This window comes from uncultured Methylobacterium sp. (assembly GCF_964242245.1).
In the GTDB taxonomy this organism is placed as follows: Bacteria; Pseudomonadota; Alphaproteobacteria; order Rhizobiales; family Beijerinckiaceae; genus Methylobacterium.
In genome coordinates this window covers 1-14,250 of sequence record NZ_CAXTBY010000104.1, presented here as the reverse complement: position 1 = coordinate 14,250, position 14,250 = coordinate 1, and the positions used below count along the sequence as shown (strand labels likewise).

Annotated in this window: 16 protein-coding genes and 1 pseudogene; 8 read left to right on the top strand and 9 right to left on the bottom strand. The window is 70.7% G+C overall.

The features are described from left to right. Positions 1 to 440, top strand: a 440-nt coding sequence (locus tag ACFE8Y_RS17290; protein WP_375465620.1) for a GGDEF domain-containing protein, incomplete at its 5' end; no start/stop codon positions are given. Positions 441 to 648: 208 nt separating this feature from the next. Here ACFE8Y_RS17290 and ACFE8Y_RS17285 read toward each other — a convergent pair. Both ACFE8Y_RS17285 and ACFE8Y_RS17280 read right to left on the bottom strand, forming a co-directional pair. Beyond that, positions 649 to 1,248 (bottom strand): cysteine hydrolase family protein, encoded by a 600-nt coding sequence (locus tag ACFE8Y_RS17285; RefSeq protein WP_375465619.1) that lies wholly within the window; start codon positions 1,246 to 1,248, stop codon positions 649 to 651. 23 nt (positions 1,249 to 1,271) lie between these two features. Continuing rightward, the gene (locus ACFE8Y_RS17280; RefSeq protein ID WP_375465618.1) at positions 1,272 to 2,807 is read right to left on the bottom strand and encodes a helicase HerA-like domain-containing protein; all 1,536 of its coding nucleotides are present in this window, start codon (positions 2,805 to 2,807) and stop codon (positions 1,272 to 1,274) included. A gap of 132 nt (positions 2,808 to 2,939) precedes the next feature. On the opposite strand from ACFE8Y_RS17280, the gene ACFE8Y_RS17275 reads away from it, so the two are divergent. The 3 genes from ACFE8Y_RS17275 (at position 2,940) to ACFE8Y_RS17265 (ending at position 5,748) form a co-directional block, all read left to right on the top strand. Beyond that, positions 2,940 to 3,326: a DUF2267 domain-containing protein gene (locus ACFE8Y_RS17275; RefSeq protein ID WP_375465617.1), complete on the top strand. Its 387-nt coding sequence runs from the start codon at positions 2,940 to 2,942 to the stop codon at positions 3,324 to 3,326. Between the two features lie 104 nt (positions 3,327 to 3,430). Continuing rightward, on the top strand, positions 3,431 to 4,432 hold the full coding sequence (locus ACFE8Y_RS17270; protein WP_375465616.1) for a GNAT family N-acetyltransferase: 1,002 nt from the start codon (positions 3,431 to 3,433) through the stop codon (positions 4,430 to 4,432). 188 nt (positions 4,433 to 4,620) lie between these two features. Beyond that, entirely contained in the window at positions 4,621 to 5,748 is a 1,128-nt protein-coding gene (locus ACFE8Y_RS17265; protein WP_375465615.1) for an acyltransferase family protein, read from the top strand. A gap of 22 nt (positions 5,749 to 5,770) precedes the next feature. On the opposite strand, the gene ACFE8Y_RS17260 is transcribed toward ACFE8Y_RS17265, so the two are convergent. Then, positions 5,771 to 6,094 (bottom strand): YbaB/EbfC family nucleoid-associated protein, encoded by a 324-nt coding sequence (locus tag ACFE8Y_RS17260; protein WP_375465614.1) that lies wholly within the window; start codon positions 6,092 to 6,094, stop codon positions 5,771 to 5,773. 311 nt (positions 6,095 to 6,405) lie between these two features. Here ACFE8Y_RS17260 and ACFE8Y_RS17255 point away from each other — a divergent pair. Further along, positions 6,406 to 6,939: pseudogene (locus ACFE8Y_RS17255) on the top strand (IS630 family transposase); the annotation flags it as partial. A gap of 108 nt (positions 6,940 to 7,047) precedes the next feature. Here the strand turns inward: ACFE8Y_RS17255 and ldtR are convergent. The 3 genes from ldtR to ACFE8Y_RS17240 form a co-directional block, all read right to left on the bottom strand. Continuing rightward, the gene (ldtR, locus tag ACFE8Y_RS17250) at positions 7,048 to 7,560 is read right to left on the bottom strand and encodes a transcriptional regulator LdtR (protein WP_375465613.1); all 513 of its coding nucleotides are present in this window, start codon (positions 7,558 to 7,560) and stop codon (positions 7,048 to 7,050) included. Between the two features lie 162 nt (positions 7,561 to 7,722). Further along, positions 7,723 to 8,178 (bottom strand): DUF6163 family protein, encoded by a 456-nt coding sequence (locus tag ACFE8Y_RS17245; RefSeq protein ID WP_375465612.1) that lies wholly within the window; start codon positions 8,176 to 8,178, stop codon positions 7,723 to 7,725. A 1-nt stretch (position 8,179) separates the two neighbouring features. Continuing rightward, a complete protein-coding gene (locus tag ACFE8Y_RS17240; RefSeq protein WP_375465611.1) occupies positions 8,180 to 9,247 on the bottom strand; it encodes an enoyl-CoA hydratase/isomerase family protein in 1,068 nt (355 codons plus the stop codon). Positions 9,248 to 9,385: 138 nt separating this feature from the next. Here ACFE8Y_RS17240 and hemB point away from each other — a divergent pair, with 138 nt between their 5' ends. The 3 genes from hemB (at position 9,386) to ACFE8Y_RS17225 (ending at position 11,353) form a co-directional block, all read left to right on the top strand. After that, positions 9,386 to 10,444 carry a porphobilinogen synthase gene (gene hemB / locus ACFE8Y_RS17235; protein ID WP_375465610.1) on the top strand — a complete coding sequence of 353 codons (1,059 nt, stop codon included), beginning with the start codon at positions 9,386 to 9,388 and terminating at the stop codon, positions 10,442 to 10,444. Beyond that, positions 10,441 to 10,791 carry a hypothetical protein gene (locus ACFE8Y_RS17230; protein ID WP_375465609.1) on the top strand — a complete coding sequence of 117 codons (351 nt, stop codon included), beginning with the start codon at positions 10,441 to 10,443 and terminating at the stop codon, positions 10,789 to 10,791. Before hemB ends, ACFE8Y_RS17230 begins: the two co-directional genes overlap by 4 nt. 73 nt (positions 10,792 to 10,864) lie before the next feature. Next, positions 10,865 to 11,353, top strand: coding sequence for an RDD family protein (locus ACFE8Y_RS17225; RefSeq protein WP_375465608.1), 489 nt, complete (start codon positions 10,865 to 10,867; stop codon positions 11,351 to 11,353). A gap of 254 nt (positions 11,354 to 11,607) precedes the next feature. Here ACFE8Y_RS17225 and fdhE read toward each other — a convergent pair whose 3' ends face one another. The 3 genes from fdhE to fdxH all read right to left on the bottom strand — a co-directional run. Then, positions 11,608 to 12,597: a formate dehydrogenase accessory protein FdhE gene (gene fdhE / locus ACFE8Y_RS17220; protein ID WP_375465607.1), complete on the bottom strand. Its 990-nt coding sequence runs from the start codon at positions 12,595 to 12,597 to the stop codon at positions 11,608 to 11,610. Between the two features lie 3 nt (positions 12,598 to 12,600). Beyond that, entirely contained in the window at positions 12,601 to 13,323 is a 723-nt protein-coding gene (locus tag ACFE8Y_RS17215; protein ID WP_375465606.1) for a formate dehydrogenase subunit gamma, read from the bottom strand. A 73-nt stretch (positions 13,324 to 13,396) separates the two neighbouring features. Beyond that, on the bottom strand, positions 13,397 to 14,250 hold an 854-nt coding region (gene fdxH / locus ACFE8Y_RS17210), incomplete at its 5' end, for a formate dehydrogenase subunit beta (RefSeq protein WP_375465605.1).

Sequence of the window (14,250 nt, the reverse complement as noted above, 5' to 3'; positions counted from 1 at the left end):
ACATCGACTATTTCAAGCAGATCAACGACCGGTTCGGCCACCAGGTCGGCGATGCTTGCATTCGCGAAACTGCCCTCGTCATGAATCGAGCGTTGCGCCCCACGGATACCATCGCGCGCGTCGGCGGCGACGAATTCGCGATCCTCTTGATCGATTGCACGGTTCTGGACGCGCGCAGAACGGCCGAGCGCATTTGCGTCTGCGTCGCCGATCACAGGTTCGACATCGATGGTCGACGTCATCAGTTGAGCGTCACCGTCGGCGGGGCGGAATGGGATCGGGGGCGCGAGGCCGCCCAACTCTTCGCGCGGGCCGACGCCGCGCTCTATCAGGCCAAACGCGCCGGCAGAGGCCGCGTGGCTTGGGCTACGGCGGAGGATGTCGTCGCGCACATGTCCTCGACTCCGGGTTCGAACGGCGCCGACGCGTTCGCGGCGTAGAGGGCGGCGAAACGAGAGCGCGACGGAACCGGGCTCGCCCCTTGGCCAGCCACGCTCCTGTTTAGCTATGGGATCAATCCATGAGCACGGGCGTGATTCGCATCCTCGAAGACGACGTCGGCCTGCACACGATCTTGGCGGCTGGTGTAAGACACGACCTTTTGCCGTGCGATGATGTTCAGGCCGGCAGCAGGGCACCCCTGAGGGATCAGTCTCGGATGTCGCTCGTACGCGGCGCGACGACGGCGAACAGGTCGGAGAGCGCGGCCAAGCTCGCGGCCTGGAGGCTCGCCGCCGGCACCACCGAGCCGTCGGCTGCCGGCAGGTCGCGGGTCGCGGTGGTCGAGGCCACCACCGTCGGGCGGAAGCCGAGGCTGAAGGCCGAGCGCGCGGTCGAGTTCACACACATGTGGGTCATGAAGCCGGCCACGATCAGGTCGGTGACGCCGAGCGCCTTCAACCGCGCCTCGAGGTCGGTGCCGACGAAGGCGCTCGGATAGCCCTTGGTCACGACCGCCTCGTCGCCCTGCGGGGCGACCTCGTCGGCGATCTGCCCGTTCGACGCCGTGAGATCGTAGGGCGAGCCGGGGCCGGCATCGTGCCGGACGTGGATCACCGGGATACCGGCAGCCCGCGCCCGGGCGAGCAGGCCCTTCGCCTCGGCGATGGCCGGCTCGACGTTCTCCAGCCGCATCACCCCATCGCGATAGGTGTTCTGGAGGTCGATCATCAGCAGGACCGAGCCCTTGAGGGCCGCCGGCTCCGGGCTGAGGCCGGATAGCGCGCGCAGGGTCTTGAGGTCGGTCATCGGCGTGTCTCCCGGGTTTCGTTTCAGCGCTTGGTCAGTCCGCCGAGCACGTTGCGCAGGATCGCGTTGCCGACCTGCGTGCCGACGCTGCGCGCCATGGATCGCGCCGCGTTCGACACGACCTGCTCCGCGAGGCTCTGGGGCGGCTTCCGACCCTTGCCGGTCGGTGCAGGTTTTCCGAAGACGCTGCCCATGATGCCGCCGAGCAGGCCGCCGAGCCCGCCCTCGGACCCCTGCGCAGCCTCGGCCGGCGCCGCGTCGAGCCCCTTGCGCTTGGCCAGCATCTCGTAGGCGCTCTCGCCGTCGACGGCCGTGTCGTACTTGCCGCGCAGCGGGCTTTTCGCAATCAGGTCGGCCCTCTCCTGCGCGGTGAGCGGCCCGACCCGGCCCTGCGGCGGCGCGATCAGCGCGCGCTCGACCACCGAGGGCGTGCCCTTCGGCTCCAGGAAGCTGATGAGCGCCTCGCCGACCGCGAGTTCCGTGATCGCGGCCGCCACGTCGAAGCCGGGGTTCTGCCGAAACGTCTCGGCCGCCGCCTTCACCGCGCGCTGGTCGCGCGGCGTGAAGGCGCGCAGCGCGTGCTGCACCCGGTTGCCGAGCTGGCCCAGCACCGTCTCCGGCACGTCGAGGGGATTCTGCGTCACGAAGTAGACGCCGACGCCCTTCGAGCGGATCAGGCGCACCACCTGCTCGACGGCGTCGAGCAGGGCCTTCGGGGCGTCGTTGAACAGCAGGTGCGCCTCGTCGAAGAAGAACACCAGCTTGGGCTTGTCGAGGTCGCCGACCTCGGGCAATTGCTCGAACAGCTCCGAGAGCATCCACAGCAGGAACGAGGCGTAGAGCCGCGGCCGCTGCATCAGCTTGTCGGCCGCCAGGATGTTGACGACGCCGCGCCCGTCGCGGTCCGTCCGCATGAAGTCGTTGAGGTCCAGCGCAGGCTCGCCGAAGAACGCGTCGGCCCGCTGGTTCTCCAGCATCAGGAGCTGGCGCTGGATCGCGCCGACGCTGGCCGCCGAGACGTTGCCGTACTTGCCCGAGACGTCCTTCAGGTTCTCGGAGCAGAAGGCCAGCAGCGCGCGCAGGTCCTTCAGGTCGATGACCGGCCACCGGTTCTCGTCGGCGACGCGGAAGGCGATGTTGAGCACGCCCTCCTGCGTGTCGTTGAGCTCCAGGAGGCGTGCGAGGAGCAGCGGGCCCATCTCGGTGACCGTGCAGCGGATCGGGTGGCCCTGGTCGCCGAACAGGTCCCAGAACACGGTGGGGAAGCGGTCGGGCTCGTAGGCGATCCCGAGTTCCCGCGCCCGCTCGACGAAGACGGGCTTGGATTGGCCGGCGGCCGCCAGCCCCGACAGGTCGCCCTTGATGTCGGCGGCGAAGACCGGGACGCCGGCGTTGGAGAAGCCTTCCGCCATCACCTGGAGCGTCACGGTCTTGCCGGTGCCGGTGGCGCCGGCCACGAGGCCGTGCCGGTTGGCGAGCTTGAGCGCCAGCACCTCGGGCTTCGGGGCACCGGTCTTCGGCATGCTCTTGCCGACCAGGATCGTGCCGTCGCCCGCCATCAAGCCTATTCCCGCCCACTTCGTAACGAAGGTTATGACGGCAGCGCACCGCCATGGCCAGATGCGGGGCCGCGCTTGATTTCCGGCCCTTCAGGCCCGAAGGACGAAGCGCAGCCTCGGGAGCCCTCGACCATGGAAGAACTGATCGCCCGCGTGACCAACCGCACCGGGCTCGACGCCGCGACGGCCCAGACCGCAATCGGGCACATTTTGGCTTTTCTGCAGAAGGAAGGCCCGGCCACCGAGGTGAGCCGGCTCATGGCGGCGATGCCGGGCTCGGAGGCGCTGGTCGCCGCGTCGAACGCCGACGAGGGCGGCGGCGGCCTGATGGGCATGCTCGGGGGGATGATGGGCGGCGGGGTGATGGCGCTCGGCCAGAAGCTCATGGCGGCCGGCGTGCCCATGGGCCAGATGCAGCCGCTCGGCCACGAGCTGTTCGCCTACGGCCGCGAGACGGCGGGCGAGGACGTGATGGGGCCGATCGTCGGCGCGGTCCCCGGTCTCAGCCAGTTCGTCTGACACGCTGTCATAAAAGCGTTCCTGCTTCATGGTTCTGTCCGGCTCCGAGGCACGGAGCCGGTCGTCCCGCGGGGACGCGGTCCGGCCTGGGATAGGCGTCGCCGATGGTCGCGAACTTCACCCGCGGAGCGTCCGCCGCCTGGGACGCCATCCGGACGGGCGGCTGGGACGGCGTCGCCCCGATCGCCAAGCTGAAGCGCTCCGCCGAGGCCGGCCTGCCAGGCCTGATGGGGCGCAGCCTGATCCCGCCGGGCGCGACGCCGATCCGCCTCGGCGAACGCGCCCACGCCTCGCCGAGCCTCGGCCGCATCGGCAGCCTGGAAGTGCGGCTCGCCGACCGGAAGTCGGAGGTGCGCCGCGCCCAGCGCCTGCGCTACAAGGTGTTCTACGAGGAGATGTCCGCGGTCCCGACCGGCCTCGCGATGCTGTCCCGGCGCGACGTCGATGCCTACGACGCGATCTGCGACCACCTCCTCGTCATCGACCATGCCGCGACGGTGGCCAAGCCGTTCCGGCGCCCGCGCCCGAAGGTGGTCGGCACCTACCGCCTGCTCCGCGGGGATGCGGCCGAGCGCAACTTCGGCTTCTACTCGGCCGGCGAGTACGACCTCGCCCCGGTGCTGGCGGCGCACCCGGGCAAGCGCCTGCTCGAACTCGGCCGCTCCTGCGTGCTGCGGCCGTACCGCACCAAGCGCACGGTCGAGCTGCTCTGGGCCGGCATCTACGCCTACGTCCTGCGCCACCGGATCGACGCGCTCATCGGCTGCGCCAGCCTGGAGGGCACCGACCCGGACCGCCTCGCCCTCCCCTTAAGCTTCCTCCATCACCACGCCCGCGCCCCCGAGGGATGGCGCGCCCGCGCGCTTCCCGGCCGCCACGTCGCGATGGACAGGATCAGCCGCGAGGCGATCGACCCCAAGGCGGCGCTGAAGGCGCTGCCGCCGCTGATCAAGGGGTATCTGCGCGTCGGCGCCACCTTCGGCGACGGCGCCGTGATCGACCGCCAGTTCGGCACCACCGACGTGTTCGTCGTCCTGCCGGTGGCCGCGATCGGCGCGCGCTACCTCGGCCACTTCGCCCCGACGGAGGACGCCCGCGCCGCGTGACCGAGCGACGTGACCGGCCGTTGCGCGGCGGCAACACGCGCCGGCCTCGGGACGCGGATCGTCGGATCGTGAGATCCGCCATGCGCGCAGCGGCGACGCCTGCCGTCTTGCCGCCCCATACTGCCGTATCGTGCGGCTTAAGGTAGCCGGACTCGTCCGGCGCCGGCCATCTCTGTCCGGGGGGGACGATGCGCGGGTACCGCTACGAGGCCCTCGACGGCGTGCGCGCCCTCGCGGCGCAGACCGTGTTCGTGAGCCACGCCCTCGGCATGGCGTTCTTCTCCGTCCCCTCGCCCGGCGCCGCCGCCGCCGAGTGGTTCGGGCGCGTGTCCGTGATGGCGTTCTTCTCGCTCTCCGGCTTCGTCATCGCCACGAGCCTGTCCCGCCTCGTCGCGTCCGAGGGCAGCCGCTTCGGATTCGCCTACGCCGTCCACCGCCTCGCCCGGATCTGGCCGCCGCTGGTCCTGGCGATCGTCTTGACCTTCGCGGTCGGCTGGCTCGGCCACCACGGCGTGACCCTCGCGACCAAGACCGGGGAGCCCTACCGCCTCGATGCGGCCGCCTTCCTGCGCGGGATCACGCTCACCTTCGCGCCGGGGGACGCCACCTTCGTCATCGACCGGGCCCTGTGGTCCCTGCGCCAGGAGGTCTACCTCTACGGCGTCGCAGCGCTCGCCGCCCTCGTGCTCACCGGACGCGGGCCGCGGCGCTGGCTCCCGGCCCTCGCGATCCTCGGACTGATCGCGGCAACCGCCGGCCGGTTCTTCTACCTGCAATCGCTGGCCCTGTTCTGCGCGGGCGCGGGGGCGGCCCTGCTCGGCGGCGATGCGCGGTTGCGGACGCTCGCCGGCTCAGCCTGGATCGCGCCGCTGACGCTGGCGCTGCTGGCCGCCCCGCTCGCCTTCGTCGCGGCGCCGGGCTTCATCGATGCGATGAGCGAGAACGGCGCCTTCCTGGCCTATCAGGCGGCCCTCGGCCTGCCGCTCGCCCTGCTGCTGCTGCGCCTTGCCACCCACGACGGCCCGGCCGGCCGGGGGCTCGGGCGCGGGACGCGGGCCGCCGCCTTCTCCTACACCCTCTACGTGATCCACGTGCCGGTGATGACGCTGGTGTTCTCGCTGCGTGCGCATCTCGGCCTCGCGCCGGGGCTTGCCGGCACCGTGGCGACTCTCCTGCTGGCGATGGCCGTCGCGGAAGCCGCGTCCTGGGCGGCGGCCCGCGTGGTCGAGCGCCCCCGCCTCTTCCGAAGACTCCTGTTCCGGCTGCTCGGCGCGACCGGCCTCGCGCAGCCGGCGGCGAGGCCGGTCGCGCCGTAACGGTCACCGATCGGGGCGGAACTCAGAACGGCAGCTTCATGCCGGGCGGGAGCGGCAGGCCCTTGGTCAGTTCGGCCATCCGGTCCTGCGCCGTCTGCTCGGCCTTGCCGCGGGCGTCGTTGACCGCGGCAAGGACGAGGTCTTCGAGGATCTCGCGCTCGTCGGCGACCATCAGCGTCGGATCGATGGCGACCGCCTTGACGAGGCCCTTGGCGGTCATCGTCACCCGCACCGTGCCGCCGCCGGAGGCCCCCGTCACCTCGACCGTCTCCAGTTCGCTCTGGATGCCGGCCAGCGTCTCCTGCATGGCCTGCGCCTGCTTCATGATGCCCATCAGGTCGCGCATGCGGATCGGTCCCGTCCCGGTGATGAAGCCCTGATCTAAGCAGGTTCGGGTAGTCTGGCCAACGGATGGCTGCTGTGACTCACGTTCTGGCCTGGGCCGGGGGATCGGATCATGACGGGCAGGTCTCCCGTGCGGGCGAGCGAAGAGCAGGCGGCTGCGCTCCAGGCGCTGGCCAGTTCGCGCGCGCGGGGCGAGGCGGATCGGGCGCGAGCCGTGCTTCTGACGCTTTTTAGCATGGTCAGCACGCCGTCAATGCGGTCGAGCACCCCATCGGCTGCCATCTCGTTGTCGTCAGCGATGAACGTCCATATCTCGACCCGAACGCGCTCGTGTTTCTCGACGAGACCGCCAGCAACACGAAGATGGTCCGCTGTTGCGGGCGGGCGCGACGCGGGGAACGCTGCCGGGTGGCCGTGCCCTTCGGTCACTGGAAGACCGTCACGGTCACGGCCGGCCTGCGCGCCAGCGGCTTGACCGCCACCGCGCTCTTCGACGGACCGATGACGGGCGCGCGCTTCCGCAGCGATGTCGAAGAGACCCTGGCCCCGGCCCTGAAGCGCGGCGACACGGTGGTGCTCGACAACCTGCCCGCCCACAAGGTCAGCGGCATCCGCGAGCCCATCGAGGCGGCTGGCGCGCGGCTGCTCTACCTGCCGGCCTACTCGCCCGACTTCAATCCGATCGAACTGGCCTTCGCCAAGCTCAAAGCGATCCTGCGGGCCGAGGCCGCACGCACGATCACCGACCTCTGGAGCACGATCGAAGCCGCCTTTAGGCGCTTCACGCCGAGCGAGTGCCGCAACTATCTCGCAGCCGCAGGCTACGATGCCGACGATCCAACCTGATCGGATGGTGCTCTAGCACGGAGCTGTAACGGAACGCTCCTGCTTCCCCCTGCACCCGGTTGCCTCTCCGTGCCACTGGATGCGGCGCTAAGTGCATGATCGTGCTGATTAAAGACGATATCTGATTTGGTCGGTCCAGAAGCGCTCCAGCCGACCGAGCGCGAGGTTGAGGCGCCCGAAATCGTCGTCCGAGATGCCGCCGATCGGCTGGATGGTGCGGGCGTGCTTGTCGTAGAGGCCCTGGATGATCCCGTGGACCGCCCGACCCTTCTCGGTGAGGCTGATCCGCACCGAGCGGCGGTCGGTCTTCGAGCGGGCGTGATGCAGGTAGCCGGCCTCGACGAGCTTCTTGACGTTGTAGGACACGTTCGAGCCGAGGTAGTAGCCCTTGGTGCGCAGCTCGCTCGCCGTCAGTTCCTTGTCGCCGATGTTGTAGAGCAGCAGGGCCTGCACGCTGTTGACGTCCCCGCGGCCGCGGCGCTCGAACTCGTCCTTGATCACGTCGAGCAGTCGCCGGTGCAGCCGCTCGACGAGGTGAAGCGCCTCCAGGTAAGAACCGGACACGGCCGAAGCTTCGGACGCGGGTTTGGTGTCTGAGATCTTGACGGCCTGGGACTTCATCTTGTGCCTCACCCGCGTTGTTCTGCCGATCCTGCGTCGTCCGGCACCGCTTATGCAGCCAACCTACGGGGCAGGAATGAAAACCGCTCTAAGAGACAGGATGAATTCGCGATTTACTTCTGTCGGTAAATGCAAAATGAAGTGCAGACTATAATCTCTCGTTTACCGCGCCTCCTGCGCCGCGCGCCAAGATAAAATGAAGTAGATAATCACGACACCTACCTCGGCCAGGACGACGACGGGGTGCGTCTGAAGCAGTTGCGGCGTGAGGACTGCGAGCGTCAGCATCGAGGTGACCGCGAGCAGCCAGACCACCCCGCCCCAGGCGCTCGTCAGCCACAGGCCGATCGCCGCCGTCGCGTCGATCACCGCGAAGTAGACGAGCGTCGCCTGCCGGCCGAACGGTTCGATGGCGAACGGGTGCAGCCCCGGGATCACGTCGAGGATCGTCGCCCAGGATGCGACGCTCTTGGCGAGCCACGCCAGCGCCGTGAGCCGCATGAACCAGACCAGCACCGTGTCCCAGGTGGTCTTGGGCGCGCCCGCGCTCCGCTCGATCCGGTCGCTCGCGCCCTCCCCGACCCCGCCGCCGCGCGCGCCCCGCCCCGGTCCCCGCATCTCAGGCAAACCGCGGCTCGGGGCGATCGGCCGGCCCGAAGGCGGCGGCGACCGCGGCGTGATCCACGCCGTCAAGCGTCGCCGGGCGCCAGTCCGGCCTGCCGTCCTTGTCGATCAGCACGGCGCGCACGCCCTCATAGAAGTCGTGGCCGTGCATCACGCGGGTGACGAGGCGGTACTCGGAAAGGATCGCCTGCGCGAAGTCGAGGTCCGGCCCGCGCCGCATCTGCTCCCGGGCGATGCACAGGCTCGTCGGGCAGCGGGTGCGCATCAGCGCCGCGGTCTCGGCGGCGAAGGTCGAGCCGGCCGACGCCGCGACGTCGAGGCGGCCGAGGATGTCGGCGACCGTCTCGCCGGAAAAGACATCGTCGATCAGCCCACGCTCGGCCGCGAGCGGCCCGGCGGGAGGCGCCGCCGCGGGCACCCGCAGGGCGGCGGCGACCGGACCGCCGTCGGCGAGCGCGTCGAGGATCGCCGCGAAGGCCGCGGCGGGCGCGAATTCAGTCGCGAGGTCCAGCGCGAGGGCGTCGCCCGGCCCGACCCGGGCGCCGGTGAGCGCGAGGTAGGTGCCGATCCGGCCAGGCAGCCGCGGCAGGGCGTAGGTCATGCCGACATCGGGAAACAGGCCGATGCCGACCTCCGGCATGGCGAAGACGTAGCCCTCCGACGCCACGCGGTGGGCGCCGTGCAGCGAGATGCCGGCGCCGCCGCCCATCACCACGCCCGCGATCAGCGCGACGATCGGCTTGGCGTAGCGCTGCATCCGCGCGACGAGACGGTACTCCGCCTCCCAGAACGCGAACACGTCGTCGAAGCGCCCGGCCCGGCCGAGGGCGTAGACGTGGCGGATGTCGCCGCCGGCGCAGAAGGCCCGGCCGCCCGCGCCGCGGATCGCCACCCGGGTGATCCCTGCCTCCGCCTCCCAGGCATCGAGGCGCCGGTGCAGCCCGTCGATCATCCCCAGCGAGAGGGCATTCAGGGCCTTCGGCCGGTTGAGGGTGACGAGCCCCAGCGCCCCGCGCCGCTCGAACAGGATCTCGCCCGCCGCCTGATCGCCTCCGTCCGCCATGCGCGCTCCGCTGCCTGCCCTCGACGCGCGCGGTTAGAGGCCGCAGAGGGCCGTCCCGTCAACTCGCGGGCTTCGCCGGCCCCGGGGGGTGTGCTACGGCGCGCGATCCGAAGACCCCGCGAGAGCGAAGGCGATCCCATGTCCGACGACGCGCCCCGACCCCGCCCGCTCGCCGTCGAGACCGCGCGGGAGGGGGACCGGGTCGAGGGCCTGAAGATCACCCAGCGGCCGCGGCGCAACCGCAAGGCGGACTGGTCGCGGCGCCTCGTGCGCGAGCATACGCTCACCGTCGACGACCTGATCTGGCCGATGTTCGTGATCGCGGGCGAGCGGCGGCGCGAGCCGATCGCCTCGATGCCCGGCGTCGAGCGCCTGAGCGTCGACGAGATCGTGCGCGACGCCGAGCGCGCGGCGCGGCTGGGCATCCCGGCGGTGTCCTTCTTCCCCTACACCGAGGTCTCGCTGCGCGATCCGACGGGGTCGGAAGCCCTCAACCGCGAAAACCTCGTGTGCCGGGCGGTGCGGGCGGTGAAGCGCGCGGTGCCGCAGGTCGGCATCATGACCGACGTGGCGCTCGATCCGTACACCAGCCACGGCCACGACGGCCTGCTCTCGGACGGCGCGATCCTCAACGATGCGACCGTGGCGCTGCTCGTCGAGCAGAGCCTGATCCAGGCGGAGGCCGGCACCGACATCATCGCGCCCTCCGACATGATGGACGGGCGCGTCGGCGCGATCCGGGCCGGGCTCGACCGGGCGGGCTTCCTCGACGTGCAGATCATGGCCTACGCGGCCAAGTACGCGAGCGCCTTCTACGGCCCGTTCCGCGACGCCATCGGCACGCAGGCGGCGCTCGTCGGCGACAAGCGCACCTACCAGATGGACCCCGGCAACGGCCTCGAGGCCCTGCGCGAGGTGGCGCTGGACCTCGAGGAGGGCGCCGACTCGGTGATGGTCAAGCCCGGCCTGCCCTACCTCGACATCATCCGCCGGGTGAAGGACGAATTCGGCGTGCCGACCTTCGCCTACCAGGTCTCGGGCGAGTACGCGATGATCGAGGCCGCCGCCCGCAACGGCTGGCTCGACGGCGAGCGCGCCATGACCGAGAGCCTGCTCGCCTTCAAGCGCGCCGGGGCCGACGGCGTCCTGACCTACTACGCCCTCCGCGTCGCCGAGCGGCTGCGCGCCGGGGCGTGAGGCGCCGCGCCGCGACGCTCGTCGTCCTCGCCGGGCTCGGGGCCTGCGAGAGCGCGGTCCAGCAGCAGCGCCTCGCCATCTGCCGCCGCGCGGTGCCGGCACTCGCCTCGCCGGACGGCCCGGTGCGGGTGCTGCGCGCCGGCGCCGGCGCACCGCCGGACAGCGTGCGGGTGGACTACGCCTCCGGCACCCGCCAGCACTGGGCGCTGTGCCGGTTCAACGCGGGCGCGATCCTCACCGGCATCTCCACCGATCGCACGACGCTCTCGGACGCCTCGCTCTACCTGCTCAAACGCTACTACCTCGACACGCCGGATGCCGCGCGCGCCGATCCGGCGGAGCGGTGAGCCGGCCATCTTGAGACGGCGCGGGGACGCACCCACCTCTCGTGTGACGCCACCTTCGTCCGGATGCGACGCCATGTTGAACCGTGAGACCGGTGACACCCGCCCCTTCGAGGCGCCGAGCTACCTCCCGCCCGCGACGATGCCGGCCGTGCGCGCGAGCCTGGGCGGGCGCACGCTCGCCTACCTCCTCGACATCGTCTTCATCCTCGCCTTCTCGGCGCTGCTCTGGGTCGCGATCGCCCTCGTCGGCCTCGTCACCTTCGGCCTCGGCTGGGCCCTGTTCGCGGTCCTGCCCGCGAGCGGCGTGATCTACAGCGCGGTCACCGTCGGCGGGTCGCGCCAGAGCACGCTGGGCATGCGGATGCTGGGACTGCGCGTGGTCGCGCCCGAGAGCGGTGCGCGCGTCGACCTCATCACCGCGGCGGTCCACGCCCTGTTGTTCTACGTCGCCGTCTCGACCTTCCTGCTGTGGTTCGTCGACCTCGCGTTCGGCCTCGTGCGCGGCGACCGGCGCCTGGGCCACGACCTGCTCCTCGGCCTCGCCGTCGTGCGCGCGCGCTGAGGCGCTGAGGCGCGCCTAGACGCCGGCATCCGCACGTTCGGTGCCGAGGGCTGGCGTAGGCGCTGCTCCGCCTCGTGGCCGAGGGCCAGCGTGATTCTGACCGCGACCCCGGCACTGCCGCCCGTCACGGCCGAGCCGAGTCGGACCCGCCGGGCCGTCCAACAGGTCGCCTGAACGGAAATCCCCGTCTCGGCGCGCCGGCAGCATCGAACGTCGGAGGCGCTTCCACACGCCCACGACGATCTGAACGAGCCTCAGGTGATGAAGAGCGGGTTCAGCCCCGCGCGGCGAAAGCCTTCCTCGGCGACCTTGAGGTCGAGGCCGTAGGAGGCGACGTCGTCGGCGACCGGGTCGAGGTCGGGGTCGCGGTGCTGGTGCAGGTGCTTGATGTAGCTGTGGCAGGCTGTGCAGGTCTCGGCCTGGACATTCTTCGAGACCTCGTCGAGGCCGTGGTAGCTCACCCCCTCGCCCGAGCCGCAACTGGTGCAGCGGATGCGGACGTGGTTCCACAGGGTGCCGCAGAGCGAGCAGGCGAGATAGCGTGCCTTGTCGGCCGGCGTCCAGGCGACGATCAGGCTCGCGACCGGCGCCCCGCCGCAGCACGGGCAGACGCCGTCAGCCACGGGCTTCAGCGTCGTGCGGTCGAGACGCGCGGCCGCCTCCGCAAGGCAGACCTGGAGGGCGGCGGCGACGAACACGCACGCGGCCATGCGCTCGACGGGAAACGCGCCCTCGAACACCTGCACGGCGAGATCGAGCCGATCCTCCGGCGCGGCGGTGCGCAGGGCGGCCACCGCCGCGTGCGCGGCCTCCGGCGCGTCGCCGAGGTCGAGGGTGTCCAGCAGGGCGTCGAGGCAGGCGGGGAACGCATCGCCGGCCGACAGGCCGTGGCGCGAGAGCAGCGGCATGCCGTGCTCGGCCCGCAGCACGCGGTCGGCGTCGGGCTCGCCGGGCGCAGTCCCGGACACGGATGCGCGACGGACCTGCACCGCGGCCTGGGCCTCGGCGATCCGGGCGAGCAGCGCGAGGTAGCCGCCCATCGGGTGGTCGGGCGCCAGGGCGCTCAGTCGCGCGGCCCGGTTCGCGAACAGGGTTTCGGGTACGGGCAACTGGACGAAGGGGACCGACCCGGAGATGCCGATCCGGTCGGGATCGGGCTGCAATTCATGGAGCCGGCGGCCCTTGGATGCCGGCGCCGCCGACGCGTCCGCGGCATCGGCGGCGCGCTTGAAGAAGCGGGCCAACCCCTACGATCCGCGCTCGCCGGTCGAGCCGCGCTCGCGCTTGCCGCCAGCGACCTGCCGGAACCACTTGCGGTGGTGCCGGAAGGCCCAGCCGCCGGTGACGGTGCCGCGCACCATCGCCCGGCCGGTGCCGCGCACCCAGATGCCGGCGTAGATGTGCACGACGATGATCGCGATGGCGATCACGGCGGCGAGGGAATGGGCGAGGACCGCCCAGCGCTTCGTCTCGATGACGGTGTACGCGTAGAAATACTGATCCCAGATCACGAGGCCGGTGACGAACATCACCCCGATCAGCGCGGTCTGGCCCCAGAACACGCCCTTCTGGCCGGCATTGTACTTGCCGAGTTCCGGCAGGCGATCCTCGCGGTTGGTCACCACGTCGCCGATCTTCATCGACCAGTCGACGTCGTCCTTGTTGGGGATGTTGAGGCGCCAGAACCGCACGAACAGCAGCGCGAAGCTGACCGCCAGCGCCACGCCGAACCAAGGGTGGATCGCCCGCGTCGCCTGCCCTCCGCCGAACAGGCCGGTGAGCGAGAACAGGTAGGGCGTGAACATCGCCAGCCCCGAGAGCGTCAGCAGGGTGAACAGGATCGCGGTGATCCAGTGGTTGACTCGCTGCACGCCGGTGTAGCGCGGCACGTAGAGGGTCTCGGGCACCTCGCTCCGGGCTTCCCGGAGGGGACGCACCTCGCCGTCGCGAACGTCGGTGTGAATGGTCATCGCATCCCTTCTCCGCGCCGAGAGCCGGCCGTCCTATCCGGGGACCGGGCGGGGTGCCCGATCCCCGACCGCGTCAGTGCGGCCGGGCCTCTGCGCCGCCGCGGCGCTTCTCGTGATCGAACGCGATCGCCTCCTCCTCCTCCTCCGGCACCACCTCGTTGGGGCCGGCGGTGACGTAGTGGAAGAAGCCGGCGACCGCGGCAAATCCCATCGCGGCGAGCCCGAACACCTTGGCGCCGCCCTTCCAGAAGGCGACCAGCGGTGAGATCTTCGGATCGTCCGGCAGGCCGGCGTAGAGGTGCGGCTTGTCGTTGTGGTGCAGCACGTACATCACGTGCGTGCCGCCGACGCCCTGCGGATTGTACAGGCCCGCTTGGCTGAAGCCGCGGGACTTGAGGTCCTCGACGCGGTCGCTCGCCTGCTCGATCATCGCCTGCTTGGTGCCGAACATGATCGACCCGGTCGGGCAGGCCTTGGCGCAGGCCGGCGCCTGACCGACCGCGACGCGGTCGGAGCACAGGGTGCACTTGTAGGCCTTGTGGTCCTTCTCGGAGATGCGGGGAATGTTGAAGGGGCAGCCCTTCACGCAGTAGCCGCAGCCGATGCAGTTCTCCTCGATGAAGTCGACGATGCCGTTGGAGTACTGCACGATCGCGCCGGGGGACGGGCACGCCTTGAGGCAGCCCGGGTCGGTGCAGTGCATGCAGCCGTCCTTGCGGATCAGCCATTCGAGGTTGTTGGTCTCCGCGTTCTCGTACTCCGTGAACCGCATCAGGGTCCACGACTTCGGCGTGAGGTCGTGCGGGTTGTCGTAGACGCCGGTGTTGACGCCGACGTCGTCGCGCAGGTCGTTCCACTCCTCGCAGGCCGATTGGCAGGCCTTGCAGCCGATGCACTTCGACACGTCGATGAGCTTGGCGACCTCCA